This window comes from Polaromonas sp. CF318, from assembly GCF_000282655.1.
GTDB lineage: Bacteria > Pseudomonadota > Gammaproteobacteria > Burkholderiales > Burkholderiaceae_C > Polaromonas.
This window is the reverse complement of the sequence record NZ_AKIV01000071.1, coordinates 30,757-48,584: the sequence shown is the minus strand read 5'-3', so window position 1 is coordinate 48,584 and position 17,828 is coordinate 30,757. Positions and strand designations below refer to the sequence as shown.

General features: G+C 64.1%; 17 protein-coding genes. 14 read left to right on the top strand and 3 right to left on the bottom strand.

Going from position 1 to position 17,828, the window contains the following annotated elements; genetic code table 11:
* The first annotated feature begins 23 nt into the window (after positions 1-23).
* Positions 24-740: an aspartate/glutamate racemase family protein gene (locus tag PMI15_RS13250; protein WP_081499608.1), complete on the top strand. Its 717-nt coding sequence runs from the start codon at positions 24-26 to the stop codon at positions 738-740.
* A gap of 158 nt (positions 741-898) precedes the next feature.
* On the opposite strand, the gene PMI15_RS13245 is transcribed toward PMI15_RS13250, so the two are convergent.
* Genes PMI15_RS13245 through PMI15_RS13235 form a run of 3 tightly spaced genes read right to left on the bottom strand, consistent with a single transcriptional unit; the run spans position 899 to position 3,799 of the window.
* Positions 899-2,209, bottom strand: a complete 1,311-nt coding sequence (locus PMI15_RS13245) for a TRAP transporter large permease (RefSeq protein WP_193372150.1) — start codon at positions 2,207-2,209, stop codon at positions 899-901.
* 52 nt (positions 2,210-2,261) lie between these two features.
* Positions 2,262-2,795 (bottom strand): TRAP transporter small permease, encoded by a 534-nt coding sequence (locus tag PMI15_RS13240; protein ID WP_007869542.1) that lies wholly within the window; start codon positions 2,793-2,795, stop codon positions 2,262-2,264.
* A 20-nt stretch (positions 2,796-2,815) separates the two neighbouring features.
* A complete protein-coding gene (locus PMI15_RS13235; RefSeq protein WP_007869539.1) occupies positions 2,816-3,799 on the bottom strand; it encodes a TRAP transporter substrate-binding protein in 984 nt (327 codons plus the stop codon).
* Positions 3,800-3,920: 121 nt separating this feature from the next.
* Here PMI15_RS13235 and PMI15_RS13230 point away from each other — a divergent pair, with 121 nt between their 5' ends.
* The 13 genes from PMI15_RS13230 (at position 3,921) to PMI15_RS13170 (ending at position 17,810) form a co-directional block, all read left to right on the top strand.
* Positions 3,921-4,871, top strand: coding sequence for a LysR family transcriptional regulator (locus PMI15_RS13230; protein ID WP_007869536.1), 951 nt, complete (start codon positions 3,921-3,923; stop codon positions 4,869-4,871).
* Positions 4,872-4,992: 121 nt separating this feature from the next.
* Entirely contained in the window at positions 4,993-6,258 is a 1,266-nt protein-coding gene (locus PMI15_RS13225; protein ID WP_007869534.1) for an ABC transporter substrate-binding protein, read from the top strand.
* A 36-nt stretch (positions 6,259-6,294) separates the two neighbouring features.
* Positions 6,295-7,161: a branched-chain amino acid ABC transporter permease gene (locus tag PMI15_RS13220; protein ID WP_007869531.1), complete on the top strand. Its 867-nt coding sequence runs from the start codon at positions 6,295-6,297 to the stop codon at positions 7,159-7,161.
* A 5-nt stretch (positions 7,162-7,166) separates the two neighbouring features.
* Positions 7,167-8,183, top strand: coding sequence for a branched-chain amino acid ABC transporter permease (locus tag PMI15_RS13215; RefSeq protein WP_007869528.1), 1,017 nt, complete (start codon positions 7,167-7,169; stop codon positions 8,181-8,183).
* Entirely contained in the window at positions 8,180-8,890 is a 711-nt protein-coding gene (locus tag PMI15_RS13210; RefSeq protein WP_007869525.1) for an ABC transporter ATP-binding protein, read from the top strand. The genes PMI15_RS13215 and PMI15_RS13210 overlap by 4 nt, the downstream gene beginning before the upstream one ends.
* A gap of 2 nt (positions 8,891-8,892) precedes the next feature.
* On the top strand, positions 8,893-9,597 hold the full coding sequence (locus tag PMI15_RS13205; RefSeq protein ID WP_007869522.1) for an ABC transporter ATP-binding protein: 705 nt from the start codon (positions 8,893-8,895) through the stop codon (positions 9,595-9,597).
* A 46-nt stretch (positions 9,598-9,643) separates the two neighbouring features.
* A complete protein-coding gene (locus tag PMI15_RS13200) occupies positions 9,644-10,411 on the top strand; it encodes a putative hydro-lyase (protein ID WP_007869520.1) in 768 nt (255 codons plus the stop codon).
* A gap of 50 nt (positions 10,412-10,461) precedes the next feature.
* The gene (locus PMI15_RS13195) at positions 10,462-11,424 is read left to right on the top strand and encodes a TRAP transporter substrate-binding protein (protein WP_007869517.1); all 963 of its coding nucleotides are present in this window, start codon (positions 10,462-10,464) and stop codon (positions 11,422-11,424) included.
* A 73-nt stretch (positions 11,425-11,497) separates the two neighbouring features.
* Entirely contained in the window at positions 11,498-12,130 is a 633-nt protein-coding gene (locus tag PMI15_RS13190) for a hypothetical protein (RefSeq protein WP_007869515.1), read from the top strand.
* A 19-nt stretch (positions 12,131-12,149) separates the two neighbouring features.
* On the top strand, positions 12,150-15,788 hold the full coding sequence (locus PMI15_RS13185) for a hydantoinase B/oxoprolinase family protein (protein ID WP_007869513.1): 3,639 nt from the start codon (positions 12,150-12,152) through the stop codon (positions 15,786-15,788).
* 73 nt (positions 15,789-15,861) lie between these two features.
* A complete protein-coding gene (locus PMI15_RS13180) occupies positions 15,862-16,470 on the top strand; it encodes a glutathione S-transferase family protein (protein ID WP_007869510.1) in 609 nt (202 codons plus the stop codon).
* Entirely contained in the window at positions 16,471-17,253 is a 783-nt protein-coding gene (locus PMI15_RS13175; protein WP_007869507.1) for a hypothetical protein, read from the top strand. It abuts the gene before it with no gap.
* A gap of 20 nt (positions 17,254-17,273) precedes the next feature.
* Positions 17,274-17,810, top strand: coding sequence for a DinB family protein (locus PMI15_RS13170; RefSeq protein ID WP_007869506.1), 537 nt, complete (start codon positions 17,274-17,276; stop codon positions 17,808-17,810).
* The last annotated feature ends 18 nt before the right edge of the window (positions 17,811-17,828 follow it).

Below are 17,828 nucleotides of genomic sequence, written 5' to 3'. Positions count from 1 at the left end.
CGCTTTGGCGGGACAATGCAGCCATGACTTTAACCGCAGCATCCCCATCCGGCGAGACAGGTTTCCTGGGAGTCGTGATGCTCGATACCCGTTTCCCCAGGCCGCCCGGCGACGTGGGCCATCCCGACGCGTTTGGCGTGCCGGTGCGCCGGCATGTGGTGCGCGGCGCCTGGCCCGGCACGATCGTGCAGACAGCGGCCGGCTTGCGCGCCGCGGGCGTGGCGCCGGCCTTTGCGCGCGCGGTGCGGGTGCTGGAGGCCGAGGGTGCGCGTGCCGTCACCACGAGCTGCGGCTTCCTGGTGCTGCTACAGGCCGAGTTGCAGGCCGCCGCGCGGGTGCCTGTGGTGACTTCCAGCCTGCTGCAATTGCCGGGGTTGCTGGCGAGCCAGGCGAGGGTCGGTGTGCTGACCATCAGCGCGGCCGCGCTGGGCTCCGAGCATTTGCTGGCGGCGGGCGTGCCGGCCGGCCGGCTTGCCGACGTGGTGGTGCAGGGCGTGGACCCCGCCGGGGAATTCGCGACGGCCATATTGGGCAACCGCGACACCCTGGACATGGACAGGGCTTGCCGCGAGGTGGTGGATGCGGCGGTGGCGCTCAAGCGGCGCGAGCCTTCGCTGCAAGCGGTGGTGCTGGAATGCACCAACCTGCCGCCCTACCGGCAGGCTGTCGAGGCGGCCACAGGCCTGAAGACCTGGGCGCTGACGGATGATGAGAGGTTGCTTTCATGGAGTCATCGCTGAGCGCTATCCGGGGGCTCTGGACGGCTTCCAGAAATTCGATTATCGGGATGCAGGGCAAGGCGCCCGGAGCGCAGGAACCGGAATGCACTTTCGTGCATGAGGATTCCGAGCACCGCGCAACGCCGCCATGCGCCCGAGAATCGGATTTATGAAGCTGTCTATTTTTCTTTGCCCATCACCAGGTCGGGCAATATGGTCACGATCTGCGGGAACACCGTGATCAGCACGATGCACACCACCAGGCAAGCGAAGAAGGGAATCGCGGCGCGGGCAATGGTGTTGCTGTCCTTGCCGGTCATGTTCTGCAGCACAAAGAGGTTAAAGCCCACGGGCGGCGTGACCTCGGCAATCTCGACCAGCAGGATGATGAAGATGCCGAACCAGATCAGGTCGAAGCCGGCTTTCTGGATCATGGGCAGCACCACGGCGCTGGTCAGCACGATCATGGAGATGCCGTCCAGCGCCGTGCCCAGGATCAGGTAGACGATGGTCAGCACGCCTATCAGCGCGAAAGGCGAGAGGTTCATGCTGTTGACCCACTCGGCCAGCTCGCGCGGGATGCCGGTGAAGGCCATGGTCTTGGTCAGGAAGGCGGCGCCGGCCAGGATGAACATGATCATGCAGCTGGTACGCGTCGTGCCCATCAGGCCTTCCTTGAAGTTCTGCCAGGTCAGCGAGCGGCTCCACAGCGCCAGGCCCAGCGAACCCGCCACGCCGTAGGCCGCGCATTCGGTGGCCGTGGCGTAGCCGCTGATCAGCACCCAGCAGATGAACACGATCAGCGCGGCGCAGGGCAGCAGGTTGCCCGACTGCTTGATCTTCTGCATGAAGGTGGAGGGCGGGTCGGCAGCCGGCACTTTGCCCGGGTGGCGCAGGCTCCACCAGATGATGTAGCCCGAGAACAGCGCCATCAGCAAAAAGCCCGGGAAAAACCCGGCCAGGAAGATGCGGATGATGGAGGCGTCGGCCGCGACAGCATACACCACCATGGTGATGGACGGCGGGATCAGGATGCCCAGCGTGCCGGCGGTGGCCAGCGAGCCCAGGGCGATTTTTTCGTCGTAGCCGCGCTTGAGCAGCTCGGGCAGCGCCACCTTGGAAATCGTCGCGCAGGTGGCGGCCGAAGAGCCCGAGACCGAGCCGAAAATGCCGCAACCGAGGATGGTGGTGTGCATCAGGCGGCCCGGTACGCGGTTCAGCCAGGGCCGCAGGCCCTCGAACATCTCCTCGCTGAGTTTGGTGCGAAACAGGATCTCGCCCATCCAGATAAACAGGGGCAGGGCCGCGAGCTCCCAGCTGGCATTGCTTTCCCAGAAAGCGCTGAACAGGTTTTTGCCCGGCTGCGTGCTCGTGAAAAAAGCCTGCCCGACCCAGCCGCAAATGGCCAGTGTCATCGCGATCCACACGCCGCCCGAAAGCAGCAGCATCATGAGCAGCAGCAAAATGCCGCCCACCATCAGGATATCCATGTTGTTGTCTTTGTAGTCTGGAAAATAAAACGGAATAAGCGCGGGTTGGGCGTCACACTTCCGACGAGAAATCGCCGCGCGCGTGGCGCTCCTCGACTTCGCGCACAAAGGTCGGCACGCCGCCGCGCACCACGATGATGAATTCGTCGACCACGGCGACCAGCAGCAGGATGGAGCCCAGCGCAAAGCTCAGCTGCGGAATCCACATGGGCATGGGCAGCAGGCCTTGCGAGATGTCGTTGAACTCCCAGCTTTCGTAGGTGAACAGGCAGGCCGACCAGGCCAGGTAGGCCACCGCCACACTGCCGATCAACAGCGACGCCAGCTCCAGCACGCGGCGGGTTTTGGCATTCACGGAGTCGAGCAGCAGGGTCACGCGCACAAAGTCGCCGTGCTTGAAGGCATGGGCCATGGCAAAAAAAGCCGCAGCCGCGCAGAACCAGGCCACCACGTCGTTGACGGCGCCGGTGTTGACGCGGAACTCGCGCAGGATGCTTTGGCCGATCATCAGCACGGCGATGAGGGCAATAAAAGCGGCGCCCAAGGCGCCGCCTGCCAGATAAAGTTTGTCGAGGAACTTGCGCATGGCCTGCCTTGTTGTCTGCCTTATTTCTTCGCGGCCTTGAGTTTGTTGAAATTGGCGATGATGGCCTCGCCGTCAGGACCGGCTTTTTTCACCCAGTCGGCCTGCATGATGGTGCCGACCTGTTTCATGTCGGACACCAGCTTGGCCGGCGGCGTGACGATCTTCATGCCTTTTTCGCTCAGGGCTTTTTTGTACCACTCGTTCTTTTCCTCGCTGAGCTTCCAGCCGCGGGTTTCGGCGTCGGCGGCGGCCTTGGTCAGGGCGGCCTGGGTGGCCGGGTCCAGCGCGTCAAAGGCCTTTTTGTTCACGATGATGGCGTTCTTGGGCAGCCAGGCCTGGGTGTCGTACCAGTACTTGATGCTTTCATAGGTCTTGGAGTCGTAGCCGGTGGAGCCCGAACTCATATAACTTTCCACCACGCCCGTGGCCAGGGCCTGCGAGAGCTCGGCCGCCTGGATGGTGACAGGCTGCGCGCCAATCAGCTCGGCGATCTTGGCGGTGGCGGGGCTGTAGGCGCGCCATTTGATGCCGCGCAGGTCGGCCACCGAGGCCAGTTCCTTCTTGCTGTAAATGCCTTGCGGCGGCCAGGCCACGGTGTAGAGCAGCTTCATGCCCTGCGTGCCCAGCAGCTTGTCGAGTACGGGCTTTTGCGCCTCGTAGAGCTTTTTGGAGTCGGCGTAAGAGGTCGCCAGGAAGGGAATGCCGTCGACGCCGTAAATCGGGTTTTCGTTTTCGAAGTTGACCAGCAGCACTTCGCCGATCTGGGCCTGGCCGCCCTGCACCGCGCGCTTGATCTCGTTGGCCTTGAACAGCGAGGCGTTGGCGTGCACCGTGATCTTGAGCTTGCCGCCGCTGGCCTTGTCGACGTCGGCCGCGAATTGCGTCAGGTTCTCCGTGTGGAAGTTGCTGGCCGGGTAGGCGGCGGGAAGGTCCCACTTGGTCTGGGCAAAGGCGTTGGCACCCAGGGCGAGAGCGGCGGCCGCCACGGTGATCTTGAAATTCATGAGAGGCTCCAGGACAAGGAATTGATAAGTAGTAATAGGATAGACGCAAATCCCGCGCCAGTTCATCGGGCATACCCCGAAATACTGCGTCCACCTGTTTACGCAACCCTGGGGCCCCGCCATGAACCTGCGTTTTGTTGAAGCCTTCTACTGGGTGGCCTCGCTCAAAAGTATCTCGCGCGCCGCCGACAAGCTTTTCCTCACGCAGTCGGCCATGTCCAGCCGCATCGCCACCCTGGAAGAGGAACTCGGCATCCTGCTGCTGGACCGGCGCGACAAGCAGTTCAAGCTTACGGTGGCCGGGGCGCGCTTTTTTGTCTATGCGCAAAAGCTGCTGGAGCTGCAGCGCGAGGTCAAGCAGGAGATGGGCTCGGGCGCGCCCATGGCCGTCTCCATGCGCATAGGCGCCATCGAGTCGGTGCTGCATTCGTGGCTGATTCCCTGGCTCGAAAAACTGCGGGTGGACCACCCGGGGCTGGAGCTGGAACTCACAGTGGAAACCACGCCCATCCTGATGGACCAGGTGCAGCGCGGCACGCTGGACCTGGTGTTCGCGGCGCTGCCCGCCTCGGCCGACGGCGTGCGCAACCAGGCTTTCCCGCCCATGGACATGGCTTTTGTGGGCAATCCGGCACTGCATAAAAAAAGAAATTACCGGCTCGATGAGCTGGCCGAGATGGAATTGCTGACCTTCCAGAAGGGCTCTCAGCCGCATGTCACCCTGCTGGACCTCTTCAAGCAGAACCGCATGGAGCCCAAAAAGGTGCATGCGATTTCGTCGATCTCGGCCATGGTTCAGCTGGTGCAGGGCGGCTTCGGCGTGGCCTTGCTGCCGCGCGCGGCGGTGCAGCGTCTGACGGGCTTTGCCAGCCTCAAATTGCTGACCTGCGACAAGAAACTCAAGGCCTTGCCCATCCATGCCAGCTACCGCACCGACCCGACCTCGTCCATCGTGGAAACGGTGGTCAGGTCGGCCGTGGACTTCGCCGGGGAAGGTGGGGGCGGCACCAAAACGGCCCGCAACCCGGCCGCGAAAGCGCTGAAAACCGTCAAAAAAGGTGCATCAGGGTAAATCCCAATCATCGAAAAAATCGATGACGAAAGCAAAATATTTCTTGTTTGATTTCGTCATTTGCTAATCGCACACTTCGCCCCATGTCATCCAACTGTCATGTTTTTACGAGGAGTGCGAAATGAAGAAGTCATGGTGGGCCCGAGTGGCCGCGATATTGGCCGGCGCCGGTTTAAGCCTGTGCGCGCATGCGCAGCAGGAAGTCCGGATAGGCGTGCTGTATCCGCTGACCGGCCCCGCCGCCTCGGTGGGCGCCGAACTGCGCAGCGCGCTGGAGCTCGCCGCCGACATCATCAACAACGGCGCACCCGGGGTGTCCGAGCTGCCGCTGTCCGCCGGCAAGGGCCTGCCCAACCTCAAGGGCGCGAAGATCAAGCTGGTCTTCGCCGACCACCAGGCCAACCCGCAAACCGGCGCGACCGAGGCCGAACGCCTGATCACGCAGGAAAAAGTGGTGGCATTGGTCGGCGCCTATAACAGTGCCGTTACCGCCACGGCCAGCCAGATCGCCGAGCGCGCCGGCATCCCCTTCCTGAACCCGGAGTCGTCCTCGGCCTCGCTCACGCAGCGCAACTTCAAGTGGTTCTTCCGCACCACGCCGCACGACGACCTGTTTGTGCACAACGCCTTTGATTTCCTGAAAGAGCTTGAAGCCAAAAAAGGCATCAAGGCGGGCGTGGTGGCCAGCCTCAATGAAAACGGCTTGTGGGGCACGGAAACCACCAAGCTGCAAAGCAAGCTTGCGCCCGAGTTCAAGCAGAACCTGGCCAAGCAGGTGATGTACCCGGCCAAGACCACGCAGCTGACCTCCGAAGTGCAGACGCTCAAGGCGGCCAATCCCAACCTGGTGCTGCAGTCGTCCTATACGGCCGATGCCATCCTGTCGATCAAGACCTACAAGGAGCTGGGCTTTTCCCCGGACATGATCCTGGCGAACAACGCGGGCTTTACTGATACCGACTTCATCAAAACCCTGGGCAAGGACGCCGACTACATCATCACGCGTGAAGTCTGGGCGCTGGACCTGGCCAACCGCAACCCGCTGATCAAGCAGGTCAACGACCTGTTCAACAGCCGCTACAAGATCAACTTCACCGGCAATTCCTCGCGCACCTTCACCGGCCTGATGGTGATGGCCGACGCCATCAACCGCGCGGGCTCCACCGAGCCCGAGGCCATCCGCAAGGCGCTGGCCGCCACCGACATGCCCGGCAGCAAGCTCATCATGCCGTGGAAGGGCGTGAAATTCGACGCCACCGGCCAGAACACCCTGGGCCAGGGCATCCTGGTGCAGATCATGGGCGGCAAGTACAACACGGTCTGGCCTTTCGACATGGCTTCGCGCGAAGTGACCTGGCCCATGCCCAAGTGGGACCAGCGGAAATAAGCCGCTGACCTTGACTCACCTGCCTAAGAGACAACCATGACCACGGAAATATTGCTTCAGACGCTGGCCTCCGGCGTGCTGATCGGGCTGATTTACGCGCTGGTGGCTATCGGCCTGACCATGATTTTCGGCGTCATGGACATCGTGAATTTCGCACACGGCGAGTTCCTCATGCTCGGCATGTACTCGGCCTTCTGGCTGTTCGCCGTGTATGCGCTGGACCCCATGATCACCCTGCCGCTGACGGTCCTCATGCTGTTCGGCTTCGGTGTGCTGCTGTACAAGCTGGTGATCGTGCGCATCATCAACGCGCCCATGCTGTCGCAGATCTTCACGACCTTCGGCATCATGATTTTGCTGCGCGGCGTGGCCCAGTTCCTCTGGAAGCCGGATTTCCGCTCCATCGAGAACTCCGCCGTGAGTGGCACCGTCAAGCTGCTGGGCATACAGCTGGGAAAACCGCAGCTGGTGGCCGGCGTGGGAGCTGTCCTGGTAACCGGCCTGATCTATTTCTTCCTGAACAAGACCCGGCTGGGCGCAGCCCTGGAAGCCACCGCCTCCGACAAGGAAGCCGCGCGCCTCATGGGCATTGATTCGCACAAGATGTTCTCGCTGGCCTGGGGCATAGGCGCGGCCTGCGCCGGTGCGGCCGGCGTGCTGCTGTCGACCTTTTTCCCGATCTTTCCGGACGTCGGCGCGAGCTTCATCCTGCTGGCTTTTGTGGTGGTCAACCTGGGCGGCTTCGGCAGTGTCTCGGGCGCCTTCTGGGCCGGCATCCTGGTCGGGGTGATCGAGGTCATGGGCGGCCTGCTGCTCGGGCCGCAGTACAAGACCGCCATCGTGCTGGTGCTGTTCCTCGCTGTGTTGATGTTCCGGCCCCAGGGCCTGATGGGCAAGGCGTGAACATCATGAAAAACCTCGTTTTTGCCGTTGCCGCCTTGGTGTTTGCCCTGGCCGTCCCCGCCTTCACGGATGCCTCGCACCTCAACATGGCCATCCTGATCCTCATGGCGGCCCAGGTGGGCGTGGCCTGGAATATCGTGGGCGGTTATGCGGGCCAGGTGTCGCTAGGCCATGCGGCTTTCTACGGCCTGGGCGCCTATGCCTCGACGCTGCTGTTGGTCAAGTTCGGCGTCAACCCCTGGATAGGCGTACTGGCCGGCGGACTGTTGGCGGCCTTGCTGAGCCTGGGCTTTGGCTGGTCGTGCTTCCGGCTTAAAGGCCACTATTTCGCGATGGCCACCATCGCGGTGGCCGAGTTGGTGCAGATCTTCTTCACCGAGTGGGAGTATGGCGGCGCGGCGGTGGGCCTGTATGTGCCCATGGACCGCCAGGGCTGGTTGTGGCTGAACTTCGCCACCAAGCTGCCTTACTACTGGCTGGCGCTGGGCCTGCTGCTCATCACGCTGGGCGTGAACTGGTGGATAGAGCGCAGCTACCTGGGCTACTACTTCAGGGCCATCAAGGACGAACCTGACGCGGCCCGCAGCATAGGCGTGAACATCGCGCGCTACAAACAAGTCGCGCTGTCGGTCAGCGCCTTCCTGACCGCGGTCGGCGGCAGCCTGTATGCGCAGAAGGAGCTTTACATAGACCCGAACTCGGTGCTGTCGACGGCGCTTTCCATCAAGATGGCGCTGGTGTCCATCCTCGGCGGCGTGGGTACTTTGTTCGGGCCGGTCGTGGGCGCCGTGGTGCTGACCAGCATCGAGGAGCTCACCCGCATCGCCTTCGGCGGCACGGGCCGCGGCACCGACGTCATCATTTACGCGAGCCTCATCATCGTGATTGCGGTCTTTTACCCCACGGGCCTGCTCGGCTGGCTGCGCAGCTTCCGGGAGCGCCGGCTGGCGCGCGGCCATGCGTCGCGGCAGATGGCGATCCCTGCCGCCGCCGTGCAGAACGCCGGCAAGGAGGCCGTATGAAATTGCTGGAAGTCAAGCAGGTCAGCAAGCGCTTCGGCGGGCTGGTCGCCAACCAGGATGTTTCCTTCGGTGTGGATACCGGGCAGGTGGTGGGTTTGATAGGCCCCAACGGCGCCGGCAAGACAACCATGTTCAATTGCGTCGCGGGCTATTTCGCCCCCACGTCGGGCAGCATCCTGCTGGGCGGCCGCAATATCGCCGGCCTGCCGCCCGAGGCATGCGCCCGTGCCGGTGTGGCGCGGACCTTCCAGATCGCGCGCACCTTCACCAGCATGACGGCCTGCGAGAACGTGATGACGGCGGCCATGCTGCTGCAGCACAACGTCGCCAGGGCGCGCAGGGCGGCCATGGACTGGCTGGCTTTTGCCGGGCTTGAACGCTTTGCCGACAGGCCCGCCGCCAGCATGACCATCAGCGAGCAGCGGCGCCTGGCCGTGGCGCGCGCACTGGCCACGCAGCCGCGCATCCTGCTGATGGATGAGGTGATGGCGGGCCTCAACCCGTCGGAAGTCCGTGAAGCGGTCGACGTGGTCCTGAAGATCCGGGACAAGGGCATTGCCTGCCTGATCGTCGAGCATGTGCTCGAAGGCATCATGCCTATCGCCGACAAGATCGTCGTGCTGGACCGCGGCGTGAAGATCGCCGAAGGCACGCCGCAGCAGGTGTCCAGCGACGCCGCCGTGATCACCGCCTACCTGGGGGACTGAAGATGCTCGAAATCAAGAACCTCAAGGTTTGCTACGACGAAGTGCTGGCCGTCTCCGACGTCAGCCTGCAGGTCGAACCCGGAAAGATCGTGGCGCTGGTGGGCGGCAACGGCAACGGCAAGTCCACCACCTTGCGCGCCGTGGCGGGCCTGAATGCCGCCGCGGCCGGCAGCATCAGCTTTAACGGCGAGCCGGTTCACCGCATGCCGGCGCACAAGCGGGTCCCGCTGGGCCTGTCGCTGGTGCCGGAAGGCCGGCGCCTGTTTCCCCGGCTCACGGTGCTTCGCAACCTGGAGCTCGGCGCCTTCACGCGCATGGACAGGCACGAGGTGGCCCGGGGCATTGAAGAGATGCTGCAGCTGTTTCCCATCCTCAAGGAACGCGCCACGCAGCTGGCCGGGACCATGAGCGGCGGTGAGCAGCAGATGCTGGCCATTGCCCGCGGGCTGATGGCCCGGCCCAAGCTGCTGATGCTGGACGAACCCTCGTGGGGTATCGCCCCCAAGTTCGTGACCAAGGTGCTGGAGGTGATCCAGCAGGTCAACGCCACCGGTGTGTCGATATTGCTGGTCGAGCAGAACCTGCAAAAAGCCCTGAATATCGCGCATTACGGTTATGTCATCCAGACCGGCCGTATTGTGATGCAGGGCAAGGGCCATGAGCTGCTGAATGACGACCGGATCAAAAAGGCCTATCTGGGTCTTTGAGCGAAAACCCTGGCCACCATTTTTACCCATCCGTTTTTCCCACACCATGAACAAGATTTTTGATCGCCCCGCAGACCTTCGCATGGCCAGCCGCTGTGGCGAGTTTTCCCTGCCCACCGCGGGGCACGCCAACGGCCATATCCAGGCCAACCTCATGATCGTGCCGCAGGCGCAGGCCTTTGACTTCCTGCTGTTTTGCCAGCGCAACCCCAAGCCCTGCCCCTTGGTGGAGGTGCTCAAGCCGGGGGCCACTGAGCCTTTGTGCGCGCCGGGTGCGGACATCACGACCGACATTCCGGGCTACCGTGTTTACCGCGACGGCGAGTTTGTCGAGGAGCGCGGCGAGATCCGCTCGATCTGGAAGGACGACTATGTGGCCTTCCTGATCGGCTGCAGCTTTTCCTTCGAGGCCGCGGTCACGCAGGCCGGCATTCCCCTGAGGCATGTGGAGCAGGGCCGCAATGTTTCGATGTTCCGTACCACTCTCCAGTGCCAGCCCGCCGGCGTGTTCAGCGGCGAAATGGTGGTCACCATGCGGCCCATCAAGAGCCGCGACGTCGCGAAGGTGGTGGAGATTTCTGGCCGGTTTGACGTGGCGCACGGTGCGCCCGTTCACATCGGCAATCCGGAGGCGATAGGCATTACCGACCTGTCGCGTCCGGACTACGGCGATGCGGTCGACATCAAGGACGATGAAGTCCCGGTCTTCTGGGGTTGCGGCGTCACGCCGCAATGGGTAGCCCAGAAAAGCCGCCTGTCGATGTGCATCACCCATGCGCCGGGCAAGATGTTTGTGACCGACCTGAAAGGGTGAGTTTCATGCACCCTGCGCCGGGCTAATCCTCAACTCCCAAGGAGTTCCTCATGAAAGCAGTTCTGATAGCCGCGCTGGTCGCGGCGGGGGCAGCGCACGCCCAGACAAACTGGAAGCTGGCCACCGGCTACCGGGTGGAGTCCTTCCACACGCAAAACATCCTGCAGTTCGGCCGCGATGTGGACACGGCCACGCGAGGGGAGCTGCTGATACAGGTGTACCCCAACAACACGCTGGCCAAGCTGGCTGACATCAGCGCGGCCGTGCAGCAGGGAAAGGCCGAAGCCGGCGAGACCATCATGACCAGCATGGTCAAGGAAATCCCGCTGGCCGGCGCGGACTCCATTCCCTTCGTCGTCACCTCGTACAAGGACGCGCACCGCTTGTGGAAGCTGCAGCGGCCCGGCCTTGAAAAACATTTTTCCGAGCGCGGCCTGAAGCTCCTCTACGCCGTGCCCTGGCCGCCGCAAGGCCTGCATTCGAACAAGCCGGTGCGGGGGCCGACGGACTTTCGCGGCACCCAGATGCGCACCTACAACCAGACCACCCTGCGTATCGCCGAAATGCTGGGCGCCAAGCCGGTGGATGTGGCCATGGTCGACGTGGGCAAGGCATTGGCCGAGGGCCGCATGGACAACATGATCACTTCGGCGCTGACCGGCGTGGAGAACAAGGTGTGGGGCCCGATCAAGTACTACTACGAGATCAATGCCTGGTTCCCGAAAAATGCGGTGTTTGTGAGCAACAAGGCCTTCGAGGCACTCAAGCCCGAGGCGCGCGCCGCCGTGCTCAAGGCGGCCGCCGAGGCGGAAGTGCGCGGCTGGCAGGCCAGCCAGGCACTGGCCACCAGCGCCACCGAGGAACTGCGCGCCAACGGCGTGAAGATAGAACGCATCCCGCCCGAGCTGGACCAGGAGATCAAGCGCATGGGCGAGAAGTTCTCGCGCGAGTGGATACGGTCCGTGGGCAACGAGGCCAATGACATCTTTGTGCCTTATTACATGCCGCAATGAGTCCTTCTCAGTCCAATCCGAGTCCATCCCCAGCCCATCTTCTTGTACGACCCTTTACCCGATCCGGTGCTCCATGACAACACCCGCTGAGTCGATTTTTTCCTACCTGCGTGCCAAGGACGGCAATCGGCCCTACCTGCTGGCGGATGCTTTTACGCCGGATGCCTTGCTTGAGATGGTGGTCAAAACCGCCACGATGTCTTTTCCTCCCGCTTCGCGTGGGCGGGAAGCCATCGGCGACGTGCTGGTACGCAAATTCGCCCGGAATTACGAGAATGTCTATACCTTCTGCCTGTCCTCCGCGCCGCGAAACGATGCCGGCGTGTTCAGCTGCGACTGGCTGGTCATCATGACCGAAAAGGAAAGCCGCGCGGTGCGTGTCGGATGCGGCCGCTATGACTGGTGTTTTGCGTGCTCGGGGCTGGCGGAATGCTTGTCCATCACAATAGAAACCATGCAATCACTGCCGCCTGCAATGCAGGATGAAATTCTGCCTTGGGCGTGCGGCCTGCCATACCCCTGGTGCACCGCCGAGGCGGTGGCTCGCGGCGCCCCGACCATCGACCTGCTGCGGCCGGTACTTGAGTACATTGGGAGGATGCGGCCAGGGCGCAGCCTGCCTGGTGATGCGTCAGGGAGCGCTTTCGGAAACCAGCATATCGAAAGCGCCGAAGGCGGGCGCCAGAATTTTCACGATCACGCTTAACTTTTCAATCTAAAACATCATGCAAGACACCACATCCAAACCGGGCGGCGACCGTTGGCAATTCTGGATAGACCGCGGCGGCACCTTCACCGACATCGTGGCGAAAAAGCCCGACGGCTCGCTGGTCACGCACAAGCTGTTGTCGGAAAACCCGGAGCAGTACCGCGACGCGGCCGTGGCCGGGATACGCCACCTGCTGGGCCTGAAGGCCGGTGAGCCGATACGCGCCGACGTGGTCGACTGCGTGAAGATGGGCACGACGGTGGCCACCAATGCGCTGCTGGAGCGCAAGGGCGAGCCCACGCTGCTGGTCACCACGCGCGGTTTTCGCGATGCTCTGCGCATTGCCTACCAGAACCGCCCGCGCCTGTTCGACCGCCACATCGTGTTGCCCGAGCTGCTGTACAGCGCCGTGGTCGAGGCCCAGGAGCGCGTGGGCGCCCAGGGCGAGGTGCTGCAAGCGCTGGACGAGGCGCTGCTCAAAAAAGAACTGCTGGCCCACTACCAGAAGGGCTTGCGCAGTCTGGCCATCGTGTTCATGCATGGCTACCGCTTCACCGAGCACGAAAAGGCCGCCAAGCGCATCGCGGCCGAAGTGGGTTTCACGCAGATCAGCACCTCGCACGAAACCAGCCCGATGATGAAGTTCGTGAGCCGCGGCGACACCACCGTGGTCGACGCCTACCTGTCGCCCATCCTGCGCCGCTATGTGGAGCAGGTCGCCAGCGAGATGCCGGGCGTGCGCCTGTTTTTCATGCAGTCCTCGGGCGGCCTGACCGACGCGCATGTGTTCCAGGGCAAGGACGCCATCCTGAGCGGCCCGGCCGGCGGCATTGTGGGCATGGCCCGCACGGCGGCGATTGCCGGCCATGCCAAGGTCATAGGCTTCGACATGGGTGGAACGTCCACCGATGTCTCGCATTACGCCGGGGAGTTCGAGCGCGAGTTCGAGACCCAGGTGGCCGGCGTGCGCATGCGGGCGCCCATGATGAGCATCCACACGGTGGCGGCCGGCGGCGGCTCCATCCTCAAGTTCGACGGCGAGCGTTTTCGCGTGGGCCCGCAGAGTGCGGGCGCCAACCCCGGCCCGGCCAGCTACCGGCGCGGCGGGCGCCTGGCGGTGACGGACGCCAATGTGATGGTCGGCAAGGTCCAGCCGCGCTATTTCCCCAAGGTGTTTGGCCCGAATGCGGACGAGCCGCTGAGCTATGAGGCGGTTGAGGCCCAGTTCAACGAGCTGGCCGGCCAGACCGGCCGCAGCGCCGAGGTGGTGGCGGAAGGCTTTATCAACATCGCGGTGCAGCAGATGGCCAATGCCATCAAGAAAATCTCGGTGGCGCGCGGCTACGATGTGACGCGCTACACCCTGCAGTGCTTTGGCGGCGCGGGCGGCCAGCATGCCTGCCTGGTGGCTGATGCGCTGGGCATGACCAAGGTGTTTGTGCACCCGCTGGCGGGCGTGCTGAGCGCTTATGGCATGGGCCTGGCCGACCAGAACGTGATCCGCGAGCAGGCGGTGGAGCTCAAGCTTTCCGAGGCCGCGCTGCCCGAGATCGCCGGCAAGCTGGAGGAGCTGGCCGCCCATGCCGAGGCCGAGCTGCAGCGCCAGCAGGTCAGCAAGGGAGGCATCACCACGCACCGGCGCGTGCATGTGCGCTATGAGGGCAGCGATTCCGCGCTGATTGTTCCTTTCGGCACGCTGGACCAGATCGAGGCGGGCTTCGAGGCCGCCTACCGCCAGCGCTTCGCCTTTTTGATGCAGGGCAAGGGCCTGGTGGTGGAGGCGGTGTCTGTCGAGGCGGTGGTGGCCGGCGACGCGCCGGCCGAACCGCGCCATGCCACGCACGAGCCGCGCGAAGTGCCGCGCCGCGAAACCGTGCGCATGTACTCGGGCGGCCAGTGGCACGATGCGGCCTTGGTGGTGCGCGAGGATTTGCGGCCGGGCGACATCATTTCGGGCCCGGCCATCATTGCCGAGAAAAACGCGACCACGGTGGTCGAGCCCGGCTGGGAAGCGGCGCTCACGGCGCTGGACCACCTGGTGCTGGACCGCCGCGCCGAGCGCGCCGTGACCTTCGCGGCCGGCACCACGGTGGACCCGGTGCTGCTGGAGGTCTTCAACAACCTCTTCATGAACATCGCCGAGCAGATGGGCCTGCAGCTGCAGAACACCGCCTACTCGGTCAACATCAAGGAGCGCCTGGACTTCAGCTGCGCGCTCTTCGACACCGAAGGCAACCTGATCGCCAACGCGCCGCACATGCCGGTGCACCTGGGCTCCATGGGCGAAAGCATCAAGACGGTCATCCGCGAGAACGCCGGCAGCATGCAGCCGGGCGACGTCTATGTGCTGAACGATCCCTACCATGGCGGCACGCATTTGCCCGACATCACGGTGATCACGCCGGTCTACCTGGGCAGCGCCACGCAGCCGACCTTTTATGTGGGCTCGCGCGGTCACCATGCGGATATTGGCGGCACCACGCCGGGCTCCATGCCGCCGTTCTCCACGCTGATCGAGGAGGAGGGCGTGCAGATCAACAACGTCAAGCTGGTGGAACGCGGCGTGCTGCGCGAAGCCGAAATGATTGTGCTGCTCAAAAGCGGCAAATATCCCAGCCGCAACCCGCAGCAGAACATGGCCGACCTCAAGGCGCAGATCGCCGCCAATGAAAAAGGCGTTCAGGAGCTGCGAAAAATGGTCGACAGCTTCAGCCTGGAGGTGGTGCTGGCCTATATGCGCCACGTGCAGGACAATGCCGAGGAATCGGTGCGCCGCGTGATCACGCGCCTGAAGGACGGCGAATTCACGCTGCCGCTGGACAATGGCGCGCAAATCAAGGTGGCGATCCGCGTCGACGCCAAGGGCCGCAGCGCCGAGATCGACTTCACCGGTACCTCGCCGCAGCAGACCAACAACTTCAACGCGCCGACGGCCGTGTGCATGGCGGCGGTGCTGTATGTGTTCCGCACGCTGGTGGACGACGACATCCCGCTGAACGCAGGCTGCCTCAAGCCGCTGAAGGTCATCATCCCGGCGGGCTCCATGCTCAACCCGAATCCGCCGGCCTCGGTGGTGGCTGGCAATGTGGAGACCTCCACCTGCATCACCAATGCGCTGTACGGCGCGCTGGGCGTGATGGCGGCCGGCCAGTGCACCATGAACAACTTCACCTTCGGCAATGCGCGCCACCAGTACTACGAAACCATTTCGGGCGGCTCGGGCGCGGGCGGCAAGCTCGACGAGGCGGGCAAGCTGGTGTCGGGTTTCGACGGTACCAGCGTGGTCCAGACCCATATGACCAATTCGCGGCTGACCGATCCCGAGGTGCTGGAGTTCCGCTTCCCGGTGCGGCTGGAGAGTTATGAGATCCGCGAGAACTCCGGGGGCGCGGGCCGGTGGCGGGGCGGCAACGGCGGCGTGCGCCGCGTGCGCTTCCTTGAAGCCATGACGGCCAGCATCTTGTCCAACGGCCGCAAGCACGGCGCGTTTGGCATGGCCGGCGGCGAGCCGGGGCAGGTCGGGCGCAACCTTGTGGTGCGCGCCCAGGGCCAGGTCGAGGCGCTGGACCATATCGGCCAGGCCGACATGCAGCCGGGCGACGTGTTTGAAATCCACACGCCGGGCGGCGGGGGGTACGGTAAGGAACCCAGGTGAACAGGGTCTTGCCAGCTGCTTTGAGTGACTTCAGGCGCGGCAATGCCTGTGAACGGCGATGCGGGATTGAATGATGAAGCTGTATCAGCGGGATACCTCGCTTTATTCGTACAAGGTGCGGCTGCTGTTGGCGCTTCTGCAGGTGCCGCATGAAACAGTCGCCGTCAAGCGGCTGCCCGATGGCCGCAACGATGTGGACGCGGCGTACCTGAAGTTGAATCCGCGCGGCCAGATCCCGACGCTGGACGATGACGGCTTCGTGCTTTGGGGCAGCACTGCGATCCTGACGTATATCGCGCTGCGCCATGATCCCGCCCGGCGATGGTTGCCACCCGATCCACAAGGCGCGGCGGAGGTGGGGCAGTGGATGGAGCTGGCCCAGAACGAGGTCCGCACCGGCCTGTTTCTCTCGCGTGCCATCTCCCGCTTCGGCTACAGCGGCGGCCTGGAGGCGGCGCAAGCCAAGGGGCAGATTGCCCTGGAACTTTTGGAGGGGCGACTGCGAGAGCGCGGCTGGCTGGTCGGTGAAGGGCCGACGCTGGCGGACCTTGCCTGCTTTCCGGAAGTGGCTTTGACCGAAGGCGTGGAGTTCAGCCTGGCGGCGTTTCCCGGTGTGCGCTCCTGGTTGCAAGGTATTCGGGGGCTCGATCGATTCGTGCCACCTGACGATCCCAAAGCCTGAATGCTGGTACTCAAGCTCGCGCTCGTCGCTTTCTCGGTGCTGCTGTCGACGCTGGCGGCGCGGCGCTTTGGCCATCGTGTGGGCGGCGCCGTCGCGGGCATGCCCATGATCGCCGCGCCCATCATCGCCATCCTGCTGCTCGACCATGAGCCCGGGCAGGTGAGGGCCGTCGCGTTGGCCACCCTGGTGTGCCTGCCGGCCGCGATCGTGCACATTGTGAGCTTCTCGGTCAGCGCCGGGCGCTGGGGCGTCCCGGTGTGCGTATCGCTGGCGCTACTGGCCTATGCCTGCGCTGCGGCCGTGCTCGCGCAACTGCCGCTTGCGCCGGTACCGGTCAGCCTGCTGGCGCTGGCCGCACCGGCTACCGGCCTGTGGTTCGCGGCCCATCATGCGGGACCCGCCGCGCCTGTCGCGGTGCCCAGGCTGGAATTGGTACTGCGCATCGCCGCCGCGGTGGCGATGGCGGCCGTCATCATCGCGGGCGCCGACGTCTTGCCGCCCGCCGTCAGCGGCCTGCTGCTGGCGGTGCCCATCACCGGCACGGTGTTGCCCTGTTTCACCTTGCCGCGCTACGGCGCCGCGGCGACCCGAGCGCTGATGGCTGGCTTTCTGCAGGGGCTGCACGGTTTTGCGGCCTTCTTCATCGCGCTGTATTGGGCCTTGGGTGCTACTGGCCGGCTGGCCGCCTTCCTGATCGCCCTGGCCGTCGCGCTGGCCACCGCTGTGGCGATGCAGGCCCTGCGCCAGCGCTTGCGACGCCCCGAAACGGCGGGGACGGCCTGATCGCGCCATAATGCGGCGCCATGGACACCTCCGCTTTCGTCGACAACTACCGCCTGCTCGCCCGCTACAACCGCTGGTTTAACCAGCGCTTGTTTGACGCCAGCGAGCAACTGACGGACGAAGAGCGCAAGCGCGATCGCGGCGCCTTCTTCGGCTCCATCCATCACACGCTCAACCACCTGGTCTGGGGCGACCAGGCCTGGCTGAAGCGCTTCGCTGTCCAGGGAGTGGCGTTCGAGGCGCTGTCCGACTCGCTGCTGGCCCTCCCGCCCGGCGCGCTGCACGGGACGGTGCTGCACGAGGACTGGGCCGCCTTGCGCGCGCAACGCGACCGCCTGGATGCCGCCATCGAGGATTTCGCAAACCGGATGCCGCCGGACTATCCCCTGCGCACCATGCGCTATGCCAATACGCGGGGTGTGCAGCGCGAGCATCCGGTCTGGCAGGCGCTGACGCATTTCTTCAACCACCAGACCCACCATCGGGGACAGGTGACCGCGCTGCTCATGCAGGCCGGCATCGATCCCGGAACCACCGACCTGATCGCCATAATTTGAGACGCGTGCGAGCTGGTT

Coding starts and splice junctions, on each gene's coding strand:
- PMI15_RS13250 (WP_081499608.1), top strand. CDS start 24: ATGACTTTAACCGCAGCATCCCCATCCGGCGAGACAGGTTTCCTGGGA.
- PMI15_RS13245 (WP_193372150.1), bottom strand. CDS start 2,209: ATGGATATCCTGATGGTGGGCGGCATTTTGCTGCTGCTCATGATGCTG.
- PMI15_RS13240 (WP_007869542.1), bottom strand. CDS start 2,795: ATGCGCAAGTTCCTCGACAAACTTTATCTGGCAGGCGGCGCCTTGGGC.
- PMI15_RS13235 (WP_007869539.1), bottom strand. CDS start 3,799: ATGAATTTCAAGATCACCGTGGCGGCCGCCGCTCTCGCCCTGGGTGCC.
- PMI15_RS13230 (WP_007869536.1), top strand. CDS start 3,921: ATGAACCTGCGTTTTGTTGAAGCCTTCTACTGGGTGGCCTCGCTCAAA.
- PMI15_RS13225 (WP_007869534.1), top strand. CDS start 4,993: ATGAAGAAGTCATGGTGGGCCCGAGTGGCCGCGATATTGGCCGGCGCC.
- PMI15_RS13220 (WP_007869531.1), top strand. CDS start 6,295: ATGACCACGGAAATATTGCTTCAGACGCTGGCCTCCGGCGTGCTGATC.
- PMI15_RS13215 (WP_007869528.1), top strand. CDS start 7,167: ATGAAAAACCTCGTTTTTGCCGTTGCCGCCTTGGTGTTTGCCCTGGCC.
- PMI15_RS13210 (WP_007869525.1), top strand. CDS start 8,180: ATGAAATTGCTGGAAGTCAAGCAGGTCAGCAAGCGCTTCGGCGGGCTG.
- PMI15_RS13205 (WP_007869522.1), top strand. CDS start 8,893: ATGCTCGAAATCAAGAACCTCAAGGTTTGCTACGACGAAGTGCTGGCC.
- PMI15_RS13200 (WP_007869520.1), top strand. CDS start 9,644: ATGAACAAGATTTTTGATCGCCCCGCAGACCTTCGCATGGCCAGCCGC.
- PMI15_RS13195 (WP_007869517.1), top strand. CDS start 10,462: ATGAAAGCAGTTCTGATAGCCGCGCTGGTCGCGGCGGGGGCAGCGCAC.
- PMI15_RS13190 (WP_007869515.1), top strand. CDS start 11,498: ATGACAACACCCGCTGAGTCGATTTTTTCCTACCTGCGTGCCAAGGAC.
- PMI15_RS13185 (WP_007869513.1), top strand. CDS start 12,150: ATGCAAGACACCACATCCAAACCGGGCGGCGACCGTTGGCAATTCTGG.
- PMI15_RS13180 (WP_007869510.1), top strand. CDS start 15,862: ATGAAGCTGTATCAGCGGGATACCTCGCTTTATTCGTACAAGGTGCGG.
- PMI15_RS13175 (WP_007869507.1), top strand. CDS start 16,471: ATGCTGGTACTCAAGCTCGCGCTCGTCGCTTTCTCGGTGCTGCTGTCG.
- PMI15_RS13170 (WP_007869506.1), top strand. CDS start 17,274: ATGGACACCTCCGCTTTCGTCGACAACTACCGCCTGCTCGCCCGCTAC.